The sequence below is a fragment of the Thermoleptolyngbya sichuanensis A183 genome, assembly GCF_013177315.1.
Classification (GTDB): Bacteria; Cyanobacteriota; Cyanobacteriia; order Elainellales; family Elainellaceae; genus Thermoleptolyngbya; species Thermoleptolyngbya sichuanensis.
In genome coordinates, this window is record NZ_CP053661.1 from 2010662 (window position 1) to 2027758 (window position 17097).

Below are 17097 nucleotides of genomic sequence, written 5' to 3' on the forward strand. Positions count from 1 at the left end.
CTCCGCCAGTTCAGACCGAGTTCAGACCGAGTTCAGACGATATTGCACCTTCAAGACGCGGCACTGGTTCATAAAAGGAAGATGTAGCACTTGAAGTGCTGACTATGCAAAGACCTCAGCCGATTTTGACTACAGACTGCAAAAGTTTGTCCGCAAGGGCTTTGCGAGGCTTATCCTCCACTAACAGTCCAGTGCCCAAGACGCTACTTCGAGCCAAACTTTGCTTTGGCCTGTTCATAGACCTCTTCAGTAATCTGCGTTATGCCGGCCTCTTCAGCAAATTTCTCGATCTTTTTGCGGGCGGCCGGACGCACAAAAAAGGGAATTTCTTTCAAACGGGCTTCGGCTTCGGGAGTCCAGGCGATCGCGCTACTCATAGAAATGGGTTCCACCTGCATTGTTCTGCCCTTCTAGTTTAGGCGCATTGGTTGGGAGATTTGCGGGGTCATCCGATCCCTGCATCTTGATCCCTAAATCCTTAGGCAGTGTCTTAAAACTTTCTAGGTCATTGATTGCCTTGAGTCGATCCCCCTAAATCCCCCTTGAAAAGGGGGACTTCCAGAGCAGTTTTGCCCGTTTCCCCTCTTCTTAAGGTGGGCTAGGGGGATCAAAGGGTTTTAAAACACGCCCTAGGACTGACGCATCTGGACGATTTCTTAGGGGCTGCGCGAGAAATCCTCTAAAACTCAATAGAGCCTATCGCGAGTGCGTAAGTCCTGATCCCGATCCCCTTGTCTGATACACTTTTGACAAGAGGTACACGTCGCTCAAACGACGAAAAATCAAGCAGTTTGGAGGGTATCCGGTGGAAAGTACACTCGGTTTGGAAATTATCGAAGTGGTAGAGCAAGCGGCAATCGCCTCTGCTCGGTTGATGGGCAAAGGGGATAAGAACGAAGCCGACCGGGTCGCTGTAGAAGCCATGCGCGAACGGATGAACAAAATCCACATGCGCGGACGGATTGTGATCGGTGAGGGGGAGCGCGACGAAGCGCCCATGCTCTACATCGGCGAAGAAGTGGGCATCTGCACCCGAGAAGATGCGGCAGCCTTCTGCAACCCTGACGAACTGCTGGAAATCGACATCGCTGTGGACCCCTGCGAGGGCACCAACCTCTGCGCCTACGGTCAGCCCGGTTCGATGGCAGTGCTGGCGATTTCCGAAAAGGGTGGCCTGTTCAACGCGCCCGACTTTTATATGAACAAGCTGGCCGCGCCCCCCGCAGCCAAAGGTAAGGTCGATATCCGCAAGTCTGCCACGGAAAACCTGAAGATCCTGTCGGAATGCCTGGATCGGGCTATCGACGAACTGGTGGTGGTGGTGATGAAGCGCGATCGCCATGATGCGCTGATCAAGGAAATCCGCGAAGCTGGGGCCCGCGTCCGCCTGATTACCGATGGCGACGTGTCTGCTGCGATTTCCTGCGCCTTTGCAGGGACGAATATCCACGCGCTGATGGGCATTGGCGCTGCGCCCGAAGGCGTGATTTCTGCGGCGGCGATGCGGGCGCTGGGTGGCCACTTCCAAGGGCAGCTTGTGGCCGACCCCGCCGTCGTGATGACCAAAGAGTGGGCTAACAAAACCAAAGAAGAGAACATTGCCCGCCTCAAGGAAATGAACATCACCGATCCGGATCGGGTGTATGAATGCGAGGAGCTGGCATCGGGTGAAACAGTTCTGTTCGCCGCCTGTGGTATCACCTCCGGCACGCTGATGGAAGGGGTTCGTTTCTTCAAAGGGGGGGCCCGCACTCAGAGCCTAGTCATCTCTACCCAATCCAAAACCGCCCGCTTCGTTGACACCATCCACATGGGCGATAATACCAAACACTTGCAACTGCGCTAAGCTGCAAACACCCGTCGCTCAATAACTGCGAAAGAGTCAGGTTCCGATCTGGCTCTTTTTTGCTCTTTTTAGCGCAAGTTTGTCGTGCAGGTTTTTAGCGCAAGCTTGTAGTGCAAGTTAGCAGCTCACAAAGAGAGTTAGGATCATGCTCTGGCTCATCGGCGGTACGCAGGAAAGCGCGGTGCTGGCGCGAGATCTGGTAGCACAGGGGATAGACTGCGTGGTGACGGTGACGACGGCGGGGGCGCGGCGGCTATATCCAGACACCGAGTGCTGTCGCGTATGGGTTGGTAAGCTGACCCCAGAAGCGGTGAGCGAGTTTTTGCAGACGTACTCAGTTCGCGCCATTCTGGATGCGTCTCACCCGTTTGCGGCGGCGGTGTCTGAACTGGCGATCGCCACTGCTGTTGAGCTACACCTGCCCTACCTGCGCTTCGAGCGATCGCCCGTGGAAGGCGTTGCGCCGGGGGAATGGGTCTTTCCCAGTGTCGAGGCGCTGTTGGCAACCGATTTGCTGATCAACGAGCGGGTCTTGTTGACCATTGGCTATCGCTATTTGCCGCTGTTTCAGCCGTGGCAGGATCGGGCCATCCTGTTTGCCCGCATTTTGCCATCGCACGAGGCGCTAGGAGGGGCGATCGCCGCTGGGTTTACCCCCGATCGGCTAATTGCGCTGCGTCCGCCCATTGCTGCACCCCTAGAAAAAGCGCTCTGGCAACAGTGGCAAATTTCCCTTGTGGTGGCCAAAGCGTCTGGCAGTCCCGGCGGCGAAGACATCAAGCGCCAAGTTGCCGCCGACCTCGGCATTAAACTCGTCACCCTGGCGCGACCTGCGCTGGCCTATCCCCAGGTGACAAGTGACCGGGCGATCGCCCTGGACTTTTGCCGGAGGGCACTGGCGCAATAAATGCCAAACAGCGCTGGAGCCATGAGGCGCTGGGCTGACCTGATGCCCCCCTCACTCCGCCTGCCCAAACACCCGATCCAGTCGTCGCTGCGCTGCGTCGATGGCCGCTGTAGGCGTATTCTGGTTCAGCAAGACGGATTCTACGGCCCGGCCTAGCGCATCGGAAATGCGGTTATAGCCCGGAACTATGGGGCGCGATCGCTCGTATTGCGTCTGGTCTAGAAACACCTGCACAGCGGGCTGTTGGGTGAGGAAGGTCTGATAGTCCTGGCTCTGGCGCGATCGCAGGTTGACGGGTAGATATCCAGTGGCGATCGCCCACTCGGTCTGAAACGCCTCACTCAGCACATATTCACCAAACACCTGGGCGGCCTGCTCTCGCGCCGGGGTGGAGTGGAAGAAAAACAGATTTTCGCCGCCCGTGCTGGTGGCGGGCCGCAGGCCAGCCGGAATCGGCATCACGCCAAACTCTGCACCCGCCTGCCGAAGCTGCCCCAGGGTCCACGGCCCGGTTAGCTGCATGGCCACCCTGCCGGCCAGAAATGTGTCTAGCTCATAGCCCCGCTCTGGCTGCGAAAGAATCGCGGAGCCATCGTTTACCAGGTCTTGCCACAACTGCAACGCGGCGATCGCCCCCGGCGAAGCCACCCGCACCGCGCCCTGTTCTGCCACGATTTCTCCACCGCCGCCCCAGAGAAACGGCAGCCACATAAACACCGTCCATTCGCCCTTGCCCAGCGGCAGCAAGAGGCCATGCTGATTTTTTTCGGGAATCGTCAGCGCCTTGGCCACCTGGCGAAACGCATCCCAGGTCTGGGGTAGCTCGCGAATGCCCGCCGCCGCAAACAAGCTGGGTCGATAAAACACACCGACATTGTTGGTGCCAAAGGGAATCGACCAAGTTCGCCCTTCCCACTGCATCGACTCGCGCAGCGCTGGGTCAATCTCGGCGGCGACGGAGCAGGTGGAAAGCCAGTCATCGAGCGATCGCAGTGCCCCCAGTTCCACCAGTTGCCCCGTAATCATCGGCGCATACCACAGCATATCCGGAGCTGCATCGCCCACCACCGCTGCCAAAATCTTGGGAATTTGCTGGTCGCCCTGTCCTACATATAGCGCCTCTACCTGGATCTGCGGATGCGCTTCGTTAAACCGATCCACCAGCCGCTGCAACACCGCCCGATTGGACGGTGGATTGACCCCATGCCAGAGCGTCAGATGCGTGATGCCATCGGTCGCCGCCGCAGGCTGGCAGCCCGTGAGCAATAGGAGACTGGTGAGGAGCAGAGCAAAAAGGCGCATTGGGGCAAGCGGGGTAACCGAGGAGACGGAGTGAATCATACTCCAACGCCCTTCTCCTCAGCCCTGCCGGAACGGTAAATCGGCGTTGATCGCCTCAATCTCCTGCTGCTCTAGCTCGTTGACCTCCTGGATGTAGTGATTCAGGATTTGCGACAGGCGCGGTTCATAGAAACGGTGCAGAGAATGATTGGGCGTGGCGGGGAAGCCGCGACGCTTTTTGTGGCGGCCGCCTGCGCCGGGGTCGAAGGTCTGGATATTGTGGGCGATCGCCCATTCGATCGGCGTGTAGTAGCAGGTGTCGAAGTGCAGATTCTCAATCTCTTGCAGCGACCCCCAATAGCGCCCGTATAGCTGATCTCCCTTGGTAAAGCAAAGCGACATGCCAATGGGGTGCTGCGGATCTTGCTCGGCATAGGCCGCAACTATCACCGTGCGGTGGCGATAGGTGGGATGAAGCTGCTCAAAAAATTGCCGCGTCAGATATTTGCTGCCCCACCAGCCAAACTTGTCGCAGGTGTCGCTATAGAAGCGATACATCAGGCTGTATAAAGCCTTGGGGATTTCATCTCCGGCGTGAACCCGCATCGTCAGCCCTGCTGCGGCGACAGCTTTGCGCTCGCGCTTGATGTTGCGGCGCTGATTGGCGTTGAAGCTGCCGAGATAGTCGTCGAAGGTCTGGAAGCCGTGGTTTTGCCAGATATAGCTGTGGTGCAGCCAGGGCCGAAATCCGTGCGGCTCGATCATCGGTCGCCAGGTCGGGTCGGCATAGAGAAAGTGGCATCCCGAAATATTGTTGCTGATGCAAAACTGGTCGATCGCCCCCACCATCAGCGCCGTCAGTTCCGCTTCGTCTTCTCCGGGGGCGATCAGAAAGCGGTAGCCCTCCGCTGGGGTAAAGGGCGACATGCCCAGCAGCTTGGGATAGTAGGCAATTCGCAGCCGCTGCGCCAGTTCTGCCCACTGTTGGTCAAATACAAACTCGCCGTAGCTGTGGCCCTTGAGATACATCGGCGCGGCGGCAATCAGCGTGCGTTCGCGCCAGAGGGTGAGGTGATTGGGCAGCCAGCCCGCCTTGGCCGTGGTGCTGCCGGAGCTTTCCAGATTGTGCAGCCAGTCCCATTCCAAAAACGGCGTTTTAAGCGGCAGTGCCAGGTCGTCCCAGGCAGATTGGGGCACTTCGGCGATCGCCTGAATCCAGTTCACAGTAAGGCGGGGGCGAGTCTGTTCGGGCATTTTGGGATTTTGGATTTGGGATTTTGGATTTGGGGCGTTCAGGGTGGGGGACGGGGACGGGGTTCATCCCTGGCGCTTGATCATGCCAGCGCCCGCCATGCCGATACGAAACATCTCTTTACAACGTAGATCAATCTTTCGCTCGATGCAGGCGATAGTGCAGAAAAACTTCTTGGGCGATCGCCTCTACGGAGAGCAGTTCCAAACGGGGTGCGGCAGCTTCTAGCCAGCCAGGGCCACTGACGGGGGTCGGGGCCGTGTATCCGCCCAGCAGCAGAGGACAGACGGTAATCCAGAGATCCTCTACGGCATCGGCGGCAATCAGCGCCGCCACTAGTTCGCCCCCACCGCCTAGCACCAGACGGTGAATGCCCAACTGGAACAGCAGAGGCAGGGCAATCGCCCAATCCAGCCCCGTCGGAGTTTCCGGCAGAGCAAACACCTGGGCGAATTCAGACCCCGCCCGCCAGCGGTCGGCCCCGGCGGCAGTGGTCAGCAGCCAGCGGGGAACGGGCTGCTTGAAGAACTTGAGATCCGCCTTGAACTCGGCAGTGCGGGAACAGACGATGTGGACAGGCTGGGGCGATCGCCCTGTTGCCTGCCGCTGCTGGAGCAGATCGGGATGGGTGATGGGCAGCGTTGTACCGTAGGCCCGCAGCGTCGTTGCACCAAACAAAAAGCCGTCTGCCTCAGCCAAGCGGGCTTCCAGATGGGCTTTATCGCGGGCAGAGCCAAACCGAGCAGGCGATCGCCCCACGTCTGCGATCTTGCCATCCAGGCTCATCGCCAGTACAACCGTGATGGAGGGCATCGGGCGAAACGAGAGAGACGGGCGTGGTGTCGGTTCTGGCAGCTTGCCTAAAATCATAAAAGAGCGCTCTAAAAACCTAAGAAATCAGAAAATTAGTCTATAAAATCAGCTAGGTTCTACGCACTTGTGAGCGATTTTCTGGATTTTGGACGATTTTTCACGGGCTGCAATCGAGAAAAATCGTCTAATTGCGGAGTTTCTATCCGTTTTTCAGCGTTTGGCAAACTGGCACATGAGCAGGCTGGCATATCAGCAGACTGGCACAGAAGCAGACTGGCACAGGAGATGAAGACGGTAAGTTAGACAGCAGATTACGGCTAATTGCGCCTCTGAGTATTTCCGCGAAAGCTTTCCAACTTTATGAAGACTTCAAGAAGTTTGCCTGGTCTGAACAAATCTGTGGCTCGGTCAGAAGCAATCAAATCTTAGTGTTTTAAAGTGGAGTATGCCCTTTAGGTCGGGAATCGCTATGCCTGGTGGTCAGCCCTCCTTCCGCCGCTTGCTGCTGATGCGAATTTTGCTGCTTAGCATTCCCATCTTGCTGTTGGGGGTGGCAGTGACGTTTCGCAAAGCCCGCACCAGCCTCCTCGAAACAGCACGGCAAAACCTGACCGAGAGCGCGATTCGTAAGGGCAACCTGATTCAGAGCAGCATCGACTCGCTTCAAACCAGTCTGGCGATCGCCAGCCAGACCGAAAGCTTGCAAGCCGGGGACATGGCTCGAAGCCAGCTTTTTCTGGAAAAATTGCTGCCCCAACTGCCGGGGGCCCAGTGCTTGCAGTTGACGGATTTGTACACCGATCAAATCGTTGCAAGCACCTGCGGCAGTGAGCCAATCAAGTCGCTCGACGACCATCCCTGGCGCTACCAGCCCGACTCCAGCGCTATTAATCCTTTCCAGAGGTCTGTCCTAGATACCCAGCCGCGACGGCGGGTGCGGCAAGAACCAATGAATAGCCAGCTTGATCTGGTGATCAGCACTCCTGTTTACACCAACGATGGCAGACCCCGCTATGGGCTGACGGTGCAAACGGTGCTGCGACAGATTGAGGTGGCGCAGCCCTGGTCGTTGCTGGGCTATACGACGGTGATCGACCAGGACGGGACATTCCTGTCGCACCCATTTCCCGAAAAGGTAGGACGCAATATTGCCGAAGAGGGCGATCGCGATCGCTTTGAAAACATCCTGGAAAATACCGCTAGGGGCGATGGGGCAGTGCGTCACCTGTTCAACTTTTCAGGCGACAGCACCGAATGGCTGGCAGGCTTTACGCCCATCGAAGTCAGCATCAGCCCCACCGAAAAACGCATCTGGACGGTGCTGGCCGTTACCCGGCTTGACTACGCGCTAGAGGGTCTAAAGTCCATCAGCCAAATCCTGGCGCTGCTGACGGGTGGGCTGCTCACGGCACACATGCTGGCGATGCTCTACATTGCCCGCGATATCTCTCTGCCCATCGAAAAGCTCGGCAAATACGCCCGCCATCTGGATCGGCGCGATGTTAAAGCTCGAATGCCCAAAAACTTTCAGGTGCGCGAGCTAAACCAACTCGCAGAAGTGCTAAACAGCATGGTCAGCCGCTTGGAAGATCGCGCCAACGAGCTAGAGTCGGCCTGGCAAGAGGCCGAAGCCGCCAACCAGCTCAAGAGCGAGTTTTTGGCGACGACCTCCCACGAACTGCGAACGCCGCTCAACGCCATCATCGGCTGCATTCGGCTGGTGCAAGACGGCTACTGCGACACCCGCGAAGAGGAACTGGATTTGCTGGAGCAGGCCGATAAGGCAGCAATTCACCTGCTCAAAATCATCAACGACCTGCTAGACATTCGCGGCATCGAGCAGGGTAAGCTGCGGCTCTTTCTAGAAGTGGTGGATCTGCGGCAAATCTTGAAGGAAGTGCTGGAGCTACAGGCGGTTGAAATTCAGCGAAAGCAGCTCCGGCTGACGGCTCCTGATCTCGATGAGCAAATTTTGGTGCGGGCTGACCCAGCTCGGCTGAAGCAAGTGCTGCTGAACGTCGTATCCAACGCCGTGAAATTTACCGACGAAGGCAGCATTACGATCGACATTCGCCGCAACCAAAAGTCTGAGTTTAGCAAGCTGGTCAGCGACGGGGTTTCCCTCAATGGAGACGGTGGGGATTTGACAAACCCCAACACCCGCCCCCAAGACTGGATTGTGGTTTCGGTCAAAGACACGGGCATCGGCGTAGACCCAGAACAGCAGGACAAGCTATTTCGCCCGTTTGTGATGGCGGACGGCTCTACTACCCGCAAGTTTGAGGGCACGGGGCTGGGGCTGGCAATCTCGCGCAACTTGGTGGAGCGCATGGGCGGCACGATCGACCTCTACAGTGAGGGACTGGACAAAGGCACGACCGTCGAAATTACCTTGCCTGTGGTGGATGATTCCCAAACCTCAACCTTCGATCCCGACACTAAGGCAGACACCCCAGAGCGCATTAAGGTTAGTTCATAAGGTCGATTGGGCAATGCGTCCTAATCGCGCCAGAGAGCAATGCCGCCCAGTAGTCCTGCAATATTGGGCACGGCCTTGGCGCGGGGGGGCAGGGTGAAGTTGATTTCCTTGGCGTTGCCGCCGCCGAGGTAGAGATAGTCGTAGTTAAACACGCGCTGCCATTGGGCGATCGCCTTTTCTAGCCGTTCGTTCCACTTTTTCTTGCCGCCCTCGTCGAAGGCAGCGCGGCCCAACTGCTGTTCGTAGGTCTGCCCTTTGCGAAACTCGTGGTGTCCCAGTTCCAGGTTGGGCACGAGTCGCCCGTTCAGGAACATCGCCGAGCCAACGCCCGTGCCCAGGGTGATCACCATTTCTACGCCCGTTCCGGCGATCGCCCCTAGCCCCTGCATATCGGCATCGTTGATCACGCGCACAGGCGCTTGCAGCTTTTCGATCAGCACCGTCGCCAGATCTACCCCAATCCAGTCGGGATGCAGGTTCGCGGCGGTTTCTGTGATGCCATTTCGCACCACGCCCGGAAACCCGACCGAAACCCGGTCAAAGGCTTTGCCGCTGGCCAGTCCCAAAATTCCCTGAATCATCGGCCCTGGCTTGGCGGGGTCGGGGGTGGGAATGCGATCGCGCTCTGTCACAGGGTTGCCTGCTTCGTCCAGCACCATCACCTTGATGCCGCTGCCGCCGATGTCTACTGCCAGGGTATGAAGAGGGGGTGTTGTGGTTGTCATGTCGCCTGTTAATCCTTATGAGCAAACTATAGAGGCTGTTTGCGGGCTAAGGCGGCGGATTTAAGGAACTTTGAAAAGTTGGTGCCCCAGTTAATCCTCCGGCAGGGCGCTACGAATGAACGTGCCACAAGCGCGGTAAACGCTGACCGAGCACGCCAACATCGCAAATCTAGCATCGCAAATCTAAAATCGAGACAGGTCAGCAGGCTCATTGCCCTCGTCAGCGTCAGTTGGTTCAGTAAAGCATTCCAAAAATCCCCCTCGCGGGGCAGTATCTTGGCTGAATTTCGCCTGTTTTTGCCCATGCCGACCCTTTTGAAGCTGTTTGGCAACATCCGCAAACCACTCACCCAGGCTCTAACCCAGCCTCTAACCCAGCCTCGTCCCCGTCGCATCTGGGGGCTGGTCGCTCTGCTTGGCGGACTGACGATGGGCTGCACGGTTGCGCCTGCGAACGCCTGGTGGCTGGCGTGGGTGGCGCTGGCTCCGCTGTGGGTCATAGTGAGGAGAAATTCTGGGTGGGGCGATCGCGCTTCTTCATCCGATTCCCCGCAATCCCCCTTGATAACGAGGACGTTTCGGTGGGGCGATTCCCGTCAAGATTTCTTCGCGAATTGCGCGTTGCTCCCGATCCTCTGGGGCATGGGCTACCACGGTCTAGCCCTCTCCTGGATCGTGGATCTGCACCCGCTGACCTGGATGGGGATTCCCTGGCTGGGCAGCGTGGCGATCGCCCTCTTCGCCTGGGTGTTCATTACCCTCTGGGGCGCAGCCATCCCCCTAGTCTGGAGTTTGGGTTTTTCCCTTGCCGCTCGCTTGTTTCGCCCCACGCTCCCATCCGCCCACCCGCCTACCCGCCCACTTTTCCTGATTCTGACTGGAACTGCCCTCTGGTGCGCCACCGAAACCCTCTGGAGCCATAGCCCGCTCTACTGGACCTCCCTAGCGCTGACCCAAAGCCCCCACAACCTGCCAATTTTGCATCTGGGGCAACTGTCTGGCCCGACAGCGGTGACGGCGGCGATCGTGGCGGTGAACGGGCTGCTGGCAGAAAGCTTTTTGGCGTGGCGCACTCGTCCGCAGCGTGTGTCGGCAGAACCGGAGCGCAATTCGCAAAGCGCCCCCAACGGGAATCACCCGCCGCTTCCAGGTTCCCCATCAAGCGCGAGTCGGTATCTAGCGCTGGCGCTGGCGCTGCTGGCGACGACGCATCTGGGCGGCTGGGTGCTGCTGCGGCAACCGCTGGCAGATCAGGACAACCAAGCGCTGACGGTGGGGCTGGTGCAGGGCAATGTGCCAACGCGGATCAAGCTGTTTGAAACGGGCGAACGGCTGGCGCTAGAACGCTATACCCAGGGCTACAACGCGCTGGCGGATGCAGGCGTAGATCTGGTGGTGATGCCGGAGGGGGCGTTTCCCTGGGTGTGGGTGGGCACGGCGCAGCAGGCGCGACATCCCCTCTACCAGGCAGTGCTGGCGCGGGGCGTTCCGGCGATTGTCGGCACGGTCGGCTGGCAAGAACGCCGCATGACTCAAAGCCTGTTTGCCCTCGCTCCCAATGGCGAGATTGCCGGACACTACGACAAAGTGAAGCTAGTGCCCCTGGGCGAATACATTCCCTTTGAGGAGGTGCTGGGGCGCGTAGTGGGGCGGCTGTCGCTCATCCAGGGTTCGATGCATCCAGGGCACTTGGAGCAGCGGTTTGATACACCAGTGGGACGGGCGATCGCCGCCATTTGCTATGAATCTGCCTTCAGCTACTTATTTCGGCAGCAGGCGGCGGCGGGCGGCGAGTTTATCCTGACTGCCTCCAACAACGACCCCTACCCCCGCCGCATGATGCTGCAACACAAGGCCCAGGACGTGATGCGGGCGATTGAGAGCGATCGCTGGGCTGTGCGCGTCACCAACACGGGCCTGTCTGGCATCGTCAACCCGCACGGAGAAACGGTCTGGCTGTCGGGGGATCAAACGCTGGAAACCCACGCTGCCTCGATCTATCGCCGCCGGAGCAAAACGCCCTACGTCCGCTGGGGCGACTGGCTGCTGGTGCTGTTGGCAGGGCTGAGCGTGATTCGTGAAGCGATCCCTACGGGAATTCCTCTTATTGCTTCTTGGCTTCGTAGGTCACGAAATTCCCCAAAACCCCCACCGTCTTGAAGCGATAGGCCGGCAGCAGTTGCGGCGGCAAAAAGGAGCGAATCTCCGCAGGCAGCAGCCGATGGGCAGACAGGTTCGTTTGATAGAGGCTCAGCACGCCATAGTTAGAGCGCTGCGTATTGTCGGAAATGATTTCCCGCAAATCGCCCTGGTTGTCTTCTACCAGATCCGCACAAAGGTCTTCCAGGTCGATGCCCAACACATCGGGCGCATCGGGACATACTTCCTGATTCAAATACTCGGATAGACGAGCGGTGGCATATTCATCGTAGGCCGCCTCACCCGGATTCGTCGCCGCCATGCCAATGCCCGCAGCAGCGATCGCCAGCCCGATCCAAATTCCAATCGATCCGCGCTTCATACGCTCCGTTACCCATGCGTGCCAATGCATTCCAGACCTATTTCGCTAGCCTAGCGTAGATCCCCGACTGATGCCTGTCGTCCCCATTCCAAGGATTTCAATCCCACAGGGCGATCGCGCTGATGCCCCCACCGGGCAATTACAATTGGGCAATGACCATAGGGACGCTTGCGAGGGGCAGAGAGTTTCTAGACAGTGTTTTAGACAGTGCTTTAAAGCTTTCTGGGTCGTTGATTGCCTCGAGTCGATTCCCTTGCACCCCCCTCAACAAACAGAAACGCAATTGAGGGAAGGAGCTACGCGCTTCATCCTCAGTATCAACGATTCTCCCAGGTAGCGACGAAGGAAGCTGCCGGAAGCTTGTAGACGCTTGATTAGCAATCCAAAATCCAAAATCTCCAAAATCCAAAATCGCCCACCCTCTTCCCCCAACATGGTCATCTCCCGTTTCCAACGACTGCGCCAATACCTCCGCCCCCACTGGCGACTGGCCGCAGGCGGCATTCTGGCGCTGCTCCTGGTGAATGGCATCGGGGTCTATATTCCGCTGCTGCTGCGGTCGGGCATTGACGAGCTTCAGCAAACCTTCAGCTTTGGCCGGGTGACGTTCTACGCAGGGTGGATTTTTGCCCTGGCATCAGTGATGTGGGGAATGCGGATTTTGTCGCGCATCTGGCTATTTGGCGTGGGGCGGCTGGTGGAATTTGACCTAAAGCAGCGGATTTTTAGCCACCTGCTGATGATGGAGCCGGCCTATTTTGCTGAAAATACAGTCGGCGATTTGATCAGCCGGGCCACTAGCGACGTGGACAATATTCGGCGGCTGCTGGGGTTTGCCGTGCTGAGCTTAGCGAATACCATCTTTGCCTACACGCTGACGCTGCCTGTGATGCTGAGCATTGACGTGCGGCTGACGGTGGTGGCGATCGCCATTTACCCGCTGATGTTTTTCCTGGTGCATCTGTTTAGCGATCGCCTGCGAAACCAGCAGCTTCAGGTGCAGCAGCGCACCTCTGACCTCAGCGATCTAATCCAAGAAGACATCAGCGGCATTGCCCTGATCAAAATCTATGCCCAAGAAGAAAACGAGCGCCAGGCTTTTGCCGAGCGCAACCAAAACTTGCTGAAGGCAAACCTGGCCCTGGCCCGCACCCGCACGACGCTGTTTCCCCTGCTGGGCGGCTTGGCGAGTATTAGCCTCTTGGTGCTGCTGGCGCTGGGGGCGGGCGAAATTGCCAGTGGGCGCATCAGCATTGGCGATTTTTTGGCGATGCTGCTGTATGTCGAGCGGCTGGTGTTTCCCACGGCGCTGCTGGGCTTCACAATCACGGCCTACCAGCGCGGCGAGGTCAGCATCGACCGGGTGGAATACATTCTGGCGGAGCAGCCCAAAATCGACGATGCGCCCGACGCGATTCATCTGCCCCGGTCGGAGGTGCAGGGCTGGCTTTGTGCCGACCATCTCAGCTATACCTATCCGGGTGCAGTTCGGCCCGCGCTGGATGGGGTGAGCTTCAAGATTCAGCCGGGTGAAACGGTGGCAATCGTCGGCCCCATCGGCTCTGGCAAATCCACCCTGGCAAACGCCCTGCCCCGCCTGCTGGACATTGCGCCAGGACAGGTGTATCTCGACGGCTACGACATTACGCAAATTCGACTGCGAGACCTGCGGGGGGCGATCGCCTACGTGCCCCAGGAGAGCTTCCTGTTCAGCACGACGATTAAAAACAATATTCGCTATGGCGACCCCAAAGCCGAGCAGGACGAGGTAGAGGCCTCCGCCAAGCAGTCGCAGATTCATCCAGAAATTCTCAACTTTCCGCAGCAGTATAAAACCATCGTTGGCGAACGCGGCATCACGCTCTCTGGCGGACAGCGACAGCGCACAGCCCTAGCCCGCGCTCTGCTGATCGATGCGCCCGTACTGATTTTGGACGATGCGCTCTCCAGCGTGGACAACCAGACCGCGACGGAAATCCTCACCAACCTGCGAGAAGGAACTCAGCGGAAGACGGTGCTGTTCATCACGCACCAGCTCTCGGCTGCCGCCCTAAGCGATCGCATCTTGGTCATGGATGGCGGGCGCATTGTGCAAGCGGGACACCATGCCGAACTCCTATCGCAACCGGGTCTATATCAGACGCTCTGGGAACAGCAAAAGCTGGAAGAAATTCTTCAATGAAATTCTTCGATAGCGCGTCCATCAGAGCGTTCGCAGAGAATTGCAAAGGAGTTTACAATCATTAATACTTGTTAATGTATTGCCCCTTGCCTCTAGAACTCCCCATGCTGAGCGAACTGCTGCCGTTCCGACTGGCGATTGACTCGACCACCGTTGCAGGCGTTGGGCTGTGGGCGCTGGCGCTATACCTCGGCTTTTCGCCCCTAAGCGACTGGGTGATGGATCAGATTAGCCGCTGGCTGAACTTCGCCGAGCGATCGCTCTACACCTCACAAGCCGAGTTTGAGCGCACCCGCGCCGCCCGCGAAGCCCAAAACAGCTTCTATGCCTCGCTGCTCAGCGTGATTCCCTTTGTGATTGCTGGTGCGGGACTGAACTATCTAAGTGACGTAAGCCTGGGGCGCAGTTGGTCGGTCAGCATGGGTATTTTGTCTGTCATTGGCGCGGCAGTGTACGAACTGGGGCGGCGCGACGGCCAGGCCTCGGACGAGGAGTAGGATTTGCATCGTAGCCTGAACGCTCTGATTTCGGACGCTCTGATTTCAGACGCTTTGCGTGATGCCAGACTCTTGCACTACGCTTGACTTGAACCCAGTGCGATCGCCCTTCAGAAGATTCTCAGCATCTTACCTGTCTCCGCTCAGGGAGACATTAGGCTGGCTGCAGCTTGGCGGTTCATGCTTAAGCCGACACCTCGCTGGCTCTTGCGGCCCCTACCGGAGCGATCGCCAATCCTCAAGCCCAGACCTGCATCTCCACTCAAATTGAAATTGCTTGTTGAAATTGCTTGAAATTGCCCAACAGTAGGTGTCTGTTCTGGACACAGGTGTGTTCAAAGCAGTCGGATATGATTTGGTGCCGTATGGCAAACGTCACTATCGGCTACGTCACGCTGGGACAATAGTCCGGCTTTCCACGGCTACATCTACTACTGTCTGCTCAGCACAGGGCGATCGCGCATCTAGTGATCCATCGCACTGTGCAACTTTCTATTCGTAAGGGAGTCTCATCCAGCAGCGTGTTTAAGCATTCTAGGGTTTCACCACGATTTGCTGGGTCGCTTGAATTGGCTGTCCGTTATGCATCAGCGCTTCGTGCCCGTTTGCGTTCAAGCTGACGGTAATTTCGTGGGTTCCAGGGGCGAGGCTTTCCAGGTAATACCAGTTTCCATACAGGCGGGTTATCTTCACCCCGTCAATGTACAAATGACCGTGCCCTTCCTGGAAACTGCTGGTTTGATTGACCCGCTCTGGTGCAAAGGCAAAGTTTGTCACCTGAATTTCCAAATTCCAGCCCCGACGAGCATCTGGATGAATCACCAGTTCGACCGTGGGAATGGGCTGTCCGGCAGGAATTTCCAGCATCCCGTGTTCGTGGTCATGTGCGCCCTGATGCGGGGAATGGGGCGGGTGGGCATGGGTTGAGCCTGCGTCGTGCGGTTGGCTATGCGAGTGTCCTTCGTGGGCGTAGCGCAGGGGCATGGAGGTAGAAGCGTGAATCAGACCTGTGGGAACTGCGATCGCCCCACAGCCAACGGCAATTCCTGCAAGGATCGCTTCGCGAATCGCCCAGCCCAGTTTGAACCCCTTTCTCGTATTATCTAATCTTTTCTTACTCATCCTACTCATCTTTCTTGATCATCTGCATCTTGAAGGCGTGAAATGCACACGTCAAATGAATACCTGACGCTAGCCGATCGAAGTGTGCGATCGCCATTGTTTGAGCAACTGCACCGCCTGCCGATAGGTATCTGGCGCAAGCTCCGGGTGTTCGCCAAAATAGCGCACCGACTCTCGCAGATCGGCGATCGCGCTGCCAGACTCACCGCGCTGCTGTCGCACCATTGCCCGCCCAAAATACGCCTCTGCATAGGTTGGATCAATGGCAATGGCCTGGTCAAAATCGCTCAGAGCCGCCACCAAGTTTCCATCACGGTGATAGGCGCAGGCGCGGTTGAGGTAGGCGCGGGCATTGCCACTATCCAGTTGGATGGCCTGCGTCAGGTCGGCGATCGCCCCTCGCAAATCGGACACCAGCAATTCCGCCAGCCCCCGATCGGTGTAAATTTGGGCCAGCATCTTGCGGTCTTGGGGCGGAGCCTGTCGCAGCGCCTCACCATAATCCACAATGGCCTCCCGATACGCTGCCTGCGCTACCTTTGCCAGTCCGCGATTGTATCGGGCGCGGGGGTCGTGGGGCGTGAGGCTCAGCAATTGCGTAAAGTCAGCGATCGCCTCGTCTAGGCTGCCCTGACGATAGTGCGCCAGCCCACGATTGAGATACGCTTCGGTATTGCGCGGATCGAGCCGCAGCGCTTGGGTGCAGTCGTCGATCGCCTCGGCATACTCGCGCTGATAAATTCGCGCCAGACAGCGATCGCCATAGGCCGCTGCCAAATTTGGGTTGGCGCGGAGGGCCTCGCTGAAGGCCGCGATCGCCGCTGGATAATCGCCCTGCCGAAACGCCGCCACCCCAGCGGTCAGGGCTGCTCGATCGGGCTGCTGGGACGCAACCTCGGCGGCGATCGCGCTGGAACCTCTACTCCACCAAAGGGTCAACATCAGCCCCAGCGCCACCAGCCCCAAAACCATACGCTGCGAAACCCGCCGAGGGTCTGGCTCCTGCATGGGCCACCTACCAGCCCTTCTCGGCTTGATCGAGGACATAGGCAGCGACGGCGGCAATTTGCTCATCGGTCAGCCGTCCCTTAAACGCAGGCATCCCGGCTTTGCCGTTGGTTACCTGAGTCGTGATGGCGGCGACGGAATTCATGCCAAATTTTTCCAGCGCTTCTTTCTTCAAGGTTTTTTCGGCATTCACCAGGTTAATACCCCCCGCGTGGCAAGCGGCACAGTTGGCGCTAAATACCTTTGCACCCGTCGCCAAATCCGCATCAGCACGGGCAGGCAGGGCGATCGCCCCCAGCCCAATCACCAGCGACAGCACAATCGAAAGCGCCTGCAAAATTCGTTTCATCGTTGTGTTCTCCAGATATCAACCTTCTGGAGGCTTATCGTCTCGAAGTCTAGCCGCATTGTCAAAAGACAGCCCGTCAAATCAGATCCCTTTGGCGCTTCACTAGGGACTTCAA

Annotated in this window: 15 protein-coding genes; 6 read left to right on the top strand and 9 right to left on the bottom strand. The window is 58.0% G+C overall.

Going from position 1 to position 17097, the window contains the following annotated elements; translation table 11 throughout:
- Positions 1–203 precede the first annotated feature (203 nt).
- Positions 204–377 (bottom strand): PCP reductase family protein, encoded by a 174-nt coding sequence (locus tag HPC62_RS08445; RefSeq protein ID WP_172358850.1) that lies wholly within the window; start codon positions 375–377, stop codon positions 204–206.
- Positions 378–805: 428 nt separating this feature from the next.
- Here HPC62_RS08445 and glpX point away from each other — a divergent pair, with 428 nt between their 5' ends.
- Complete coding sequence (gene glpX, locus HPC62_RS08450; RefSeq protein ID WP_172354801.1) at positions 806–1846, top strand: class II fructose-bisphosphatase; 1041 nt, start codon at positions 806–808, stop codon at positions 1844–1846.
- Between the two features lie 145 nt (positions 1847–1991).
- A complete protein-coding gene (locus tag HPC62_RS08455; protein ID WP_172354803.1) occupies positions 1992–2753 on the top strand; it encodes a cobalt-precorrin-6A reductase in 762 nt (253 codons plus the stop codon).
- A 51-nt stretch (positions 2754–2804) separates the two neighbouring features.
- Here HPC62_RS08455 and HPC62_RS08460 read toward each other — a convergent pair whose 3' ends face one another.
- The 3 genes from HPC62_RS08460 to HPC62_RS08470 all read right to left on the bottom strand — a co-directional run bounded on the left by HPC62_RS08460 (position 2805) and on the right by HPC62_RS08470 (position 6156).
- Complete coding sequence (locus HPC62_RS08460) at positions 2805–4055, bottom strand: ABC transporter substrate-binding protein (RefSeq protein WP_172354805.1); 1251 nt, start codon at positions 4053–4055, stop codon at positions 2805–2807.
- A 57-nt stretch (positions 4056–4112) separates the two neighbouring features.
- On the bottom strand, positions 4113–5288 hold the full coding sequence (locus tag HPC62_RS08465) for a GNAT family N-acetyltransferase (protein ID WP_172354807.1): 1176 nt from the start codon (positions 5286–5288) through the stop codon (positions 4113–4115).
- A 130-nt stretch (positions 5289–5418) separates the two neighbouring features.
- The gene (locus tag HPC62_RS08470; protein WP_228721731.1) at positions 5419–6156 is read right to left on the bottom strand and encodes a RibD family protein; all 738 of its coding nucleotides are present in this window, start codon (positions 6154–6156) and stop codon (positions 5419–5421) included.
- A gap of 412 nt (positions 6157–6568) precedes the next feature.
- Here HPC62_RS08470 and HPC62_RS08475 point away from each other — a divergent pair, with 412 nt between their 5' ends.
- Positions 6569–8578, top strand: a complete 2010-nt coding sequence (locus HPC62_RS08475; RefSeq protein WP_216655344.1) for a sensor histidine kinase — start codon at positions 6569–6571, stop codon at positions 8576–8578.
- 20 nt (positions 8579–8598) lie between these two features.
- Here the strand turns inward: HPC62_RS08475 and HPC62_RS08480 are convergent, their stop codons facing one another.
- Entirely contained in the window at positions 8599–9303 is a 705-nt protein-coding gene (locus HPC62_RS08480; protein WP_172354811.1) for an ROK family protein, read from the bottom strand.
- A 303-nt stretch (positions 9304–9606) separates the two neighbouring features.
- On the opposite strand from HPC62_RS08480, the gene lnt reads away from it, so the two are divergent.
- Entirely contained in the window at positions 9607–11463 is a 1857-nt protein-coding gene (gene lnt, locus HPC62_RS08485; protein WP_172354813.1) for an apolipoprotein N-acyltransferase, read from the top strand.
- Here lnt and HPC62_RS08490 read toward each other — a convergent pair.
- Positions 11408–11824 (bottom strand): DUF4359 domain-containing protein, encoded by a 417-nt coding sequence (locus tag HPC62_RS08490; protein WP_172354815.1) that lies wholly within the window; start codon positions 11822–11824, stop codon positions 11408–11410. The two genes, lnt and HPC62_RS08490, sit on opposite strands and share 56 nt — an antisense overlap.
- 433 nt (positions 11825–12257) lie before the next feature.
- On the opposite strand from HPC62_RS08490, the gene HPC62_RS08495 reads away from it, so the two are divergent.
- Entirely contained in the window at positions 12258–14006 is a 1749-nt protein-coding gene (locus HPC62_RS08495) for an ABC transporter ATP-binding protein (RefSeq protein WP_172354817.1), read from the top strand.
- Positions 14007–14110: 104 nt separating this feature from the next.
- Positions 14111–14503: a hypothetical protein gene (locus HPC62_RS08500; RefSeq protein ID WP_172358852.1), complete on the top strand. Its 393-nt coding sequence runs from the start codon at positions 14111–14113 to the stop codon at positions 14501–14503.
- Between the two features lie 534 nt (positions 14504–15037).
- Here the strand turns inward: HPC62_RS08500 and HPC62_RS08505 are convergent.
- The 3 genes from HPC62_RS08505 to petJ all read right to left on the bottom strand — a co-directional run bounded on the left by HPC62_RS08505 (position 15038) and on the right by petJ (position 16982).
- Positions 15038–15625 carry a hypothetical protein gene (locus HPC62_RS08505; RefSeq protein ID WP_172354819.1) on the bottom strand — a complete coding sequence of 196 codons (588 nt, stop codon included), beginning with the start codon at positions 15623–15625 and terminating at the stop codon, positions 15038–15040.
- Between the two features lie 69 nt (positions 15626–15694).
- Positions 15695–16633 carry a tetratricopeptide repeat protein gene (locus HPC62_RS08510; protein WP_172354821.1) on the bottom strand — a complete coding sequence of 313 codons (939 nt, stop codon included), beginning with the start codon at positions 16631–16633 and terminating at the stop codon, positions 15695–15697.
- 7 nt (positions 16634–16640) lie between these two features.
- Entirely contained in the window at positions 16641–16982 is a 342-nt protein-coding gene (petJ, locus tag HPC62_RS08515) for a cytochrome c6 PetJ (protein WP_172354823.1), read from the bottom strand.
- Positions 16983–17097 lie beyond the last annotated feature (115 nt).

Excerpts from the sequence above, each read along its gene's own strand:
- HPC62_RS08445 (WP_172358850.1), bottom strand. The coding sequence starts at position 377 with ATGAGTAGCGCGATCGCCTGGACTCCCGAAGCCGAAGCCCGTTTGAAA.
- HPC62_RS08455 (WP_172354803.1), top strand. The coding sequence starts at position 1,992 with ATGCTCTGGCTCATCGGCGGTACGCAGGAAAGCGCGGTGCTGGCGCGA.
- HPC62_RS08460 (WP_172354805.1), bottom strand. The coding sequence starts at position 4,055 with ATGCGCCTTTTTGCTCTGCTCCTCACCAGTCTCCTATTGCTCACGGGC.
- HPC62_RS08465 (WP_172354807.1), bottom strand. The coding sequence starts at position 5,288 with ATGCCCGAACAGACTCGCCCCCGCCTTACTGTGAACTGGATTCAGGCG.
- HPC62_RS08470 (WP_228721731.1), bottom strand. The coding sequence starts at position 6,156 with ATGATTTTAGGCAAGCTGCCAGAACCGACACCACGCCCGTCTCTCTCG.
- HPC62_RS08475 (WP_216655344.1), top strand. The coding sequence starts at position 6,569 with ATGCCTGGTGGTCAGCCCTCCTTCCGCCGCTTGCTGCTGATGCGAATT.
- HPC62_RS08480 (WP_172354811.1), bottom strand. The coding sequence starts at position 9,303 with ATGACAACCACAACACCCCCTCTTCATACCCTGGCAGTAGACATCGGC.
- lnt (WP_172354813.1), top strand. The coding sequence starts at position 9,607 with ATGCCGACCCTTTTGAAGCTGTTTGGCAACATCCGCAAACCACTCACC.
- HPC62_RS08490 (WP_172354815.1), bottom strand. The coding sequence starts at position 11,824 with ATGAAGCGCGGATCGATTGGAATTTGGATCGGGCTGGCGATCGCTGCT.
- HPC62_RS08495 (WP_172354817.1), top strand. The coding sequence starts at position 12,258 with ATGGTCATCTCCCGTTTCCAACGACTGCGCCAATACCTCCGCCCCCAC.
- HPC62_RS08500 (WP_172358852.1), top strand. The coding sequence starts at position 14,111 with ATGCTGAGCGAACTGCTGCCGTTCCGACTGGCGATTGACTCGACCACC.
- HPC62_RS08505 (WP_172354819.1), bottom strand. The coding sequence starts at position 15,625 with ATGAGTAAGAAAAGATTAGATAATACGAGAAAGGGGTTCAAACTGGGC.
- HPC62_RS08510 (WP_172354821.1), bottom strand. The coding sequence starts at position 16,633 with ATGCAGGAGCCAGACCCTCGGCGGGTTTCGCAGCGTATGGTTTTGGGG.
- petJ (WP_172354823.1), bottom strand. The coding sequence starts at position 16,982 with ATGAAACGAATTTTGCAGGCGCTTTCGATTGTGCTGTCGCTGGTGATT.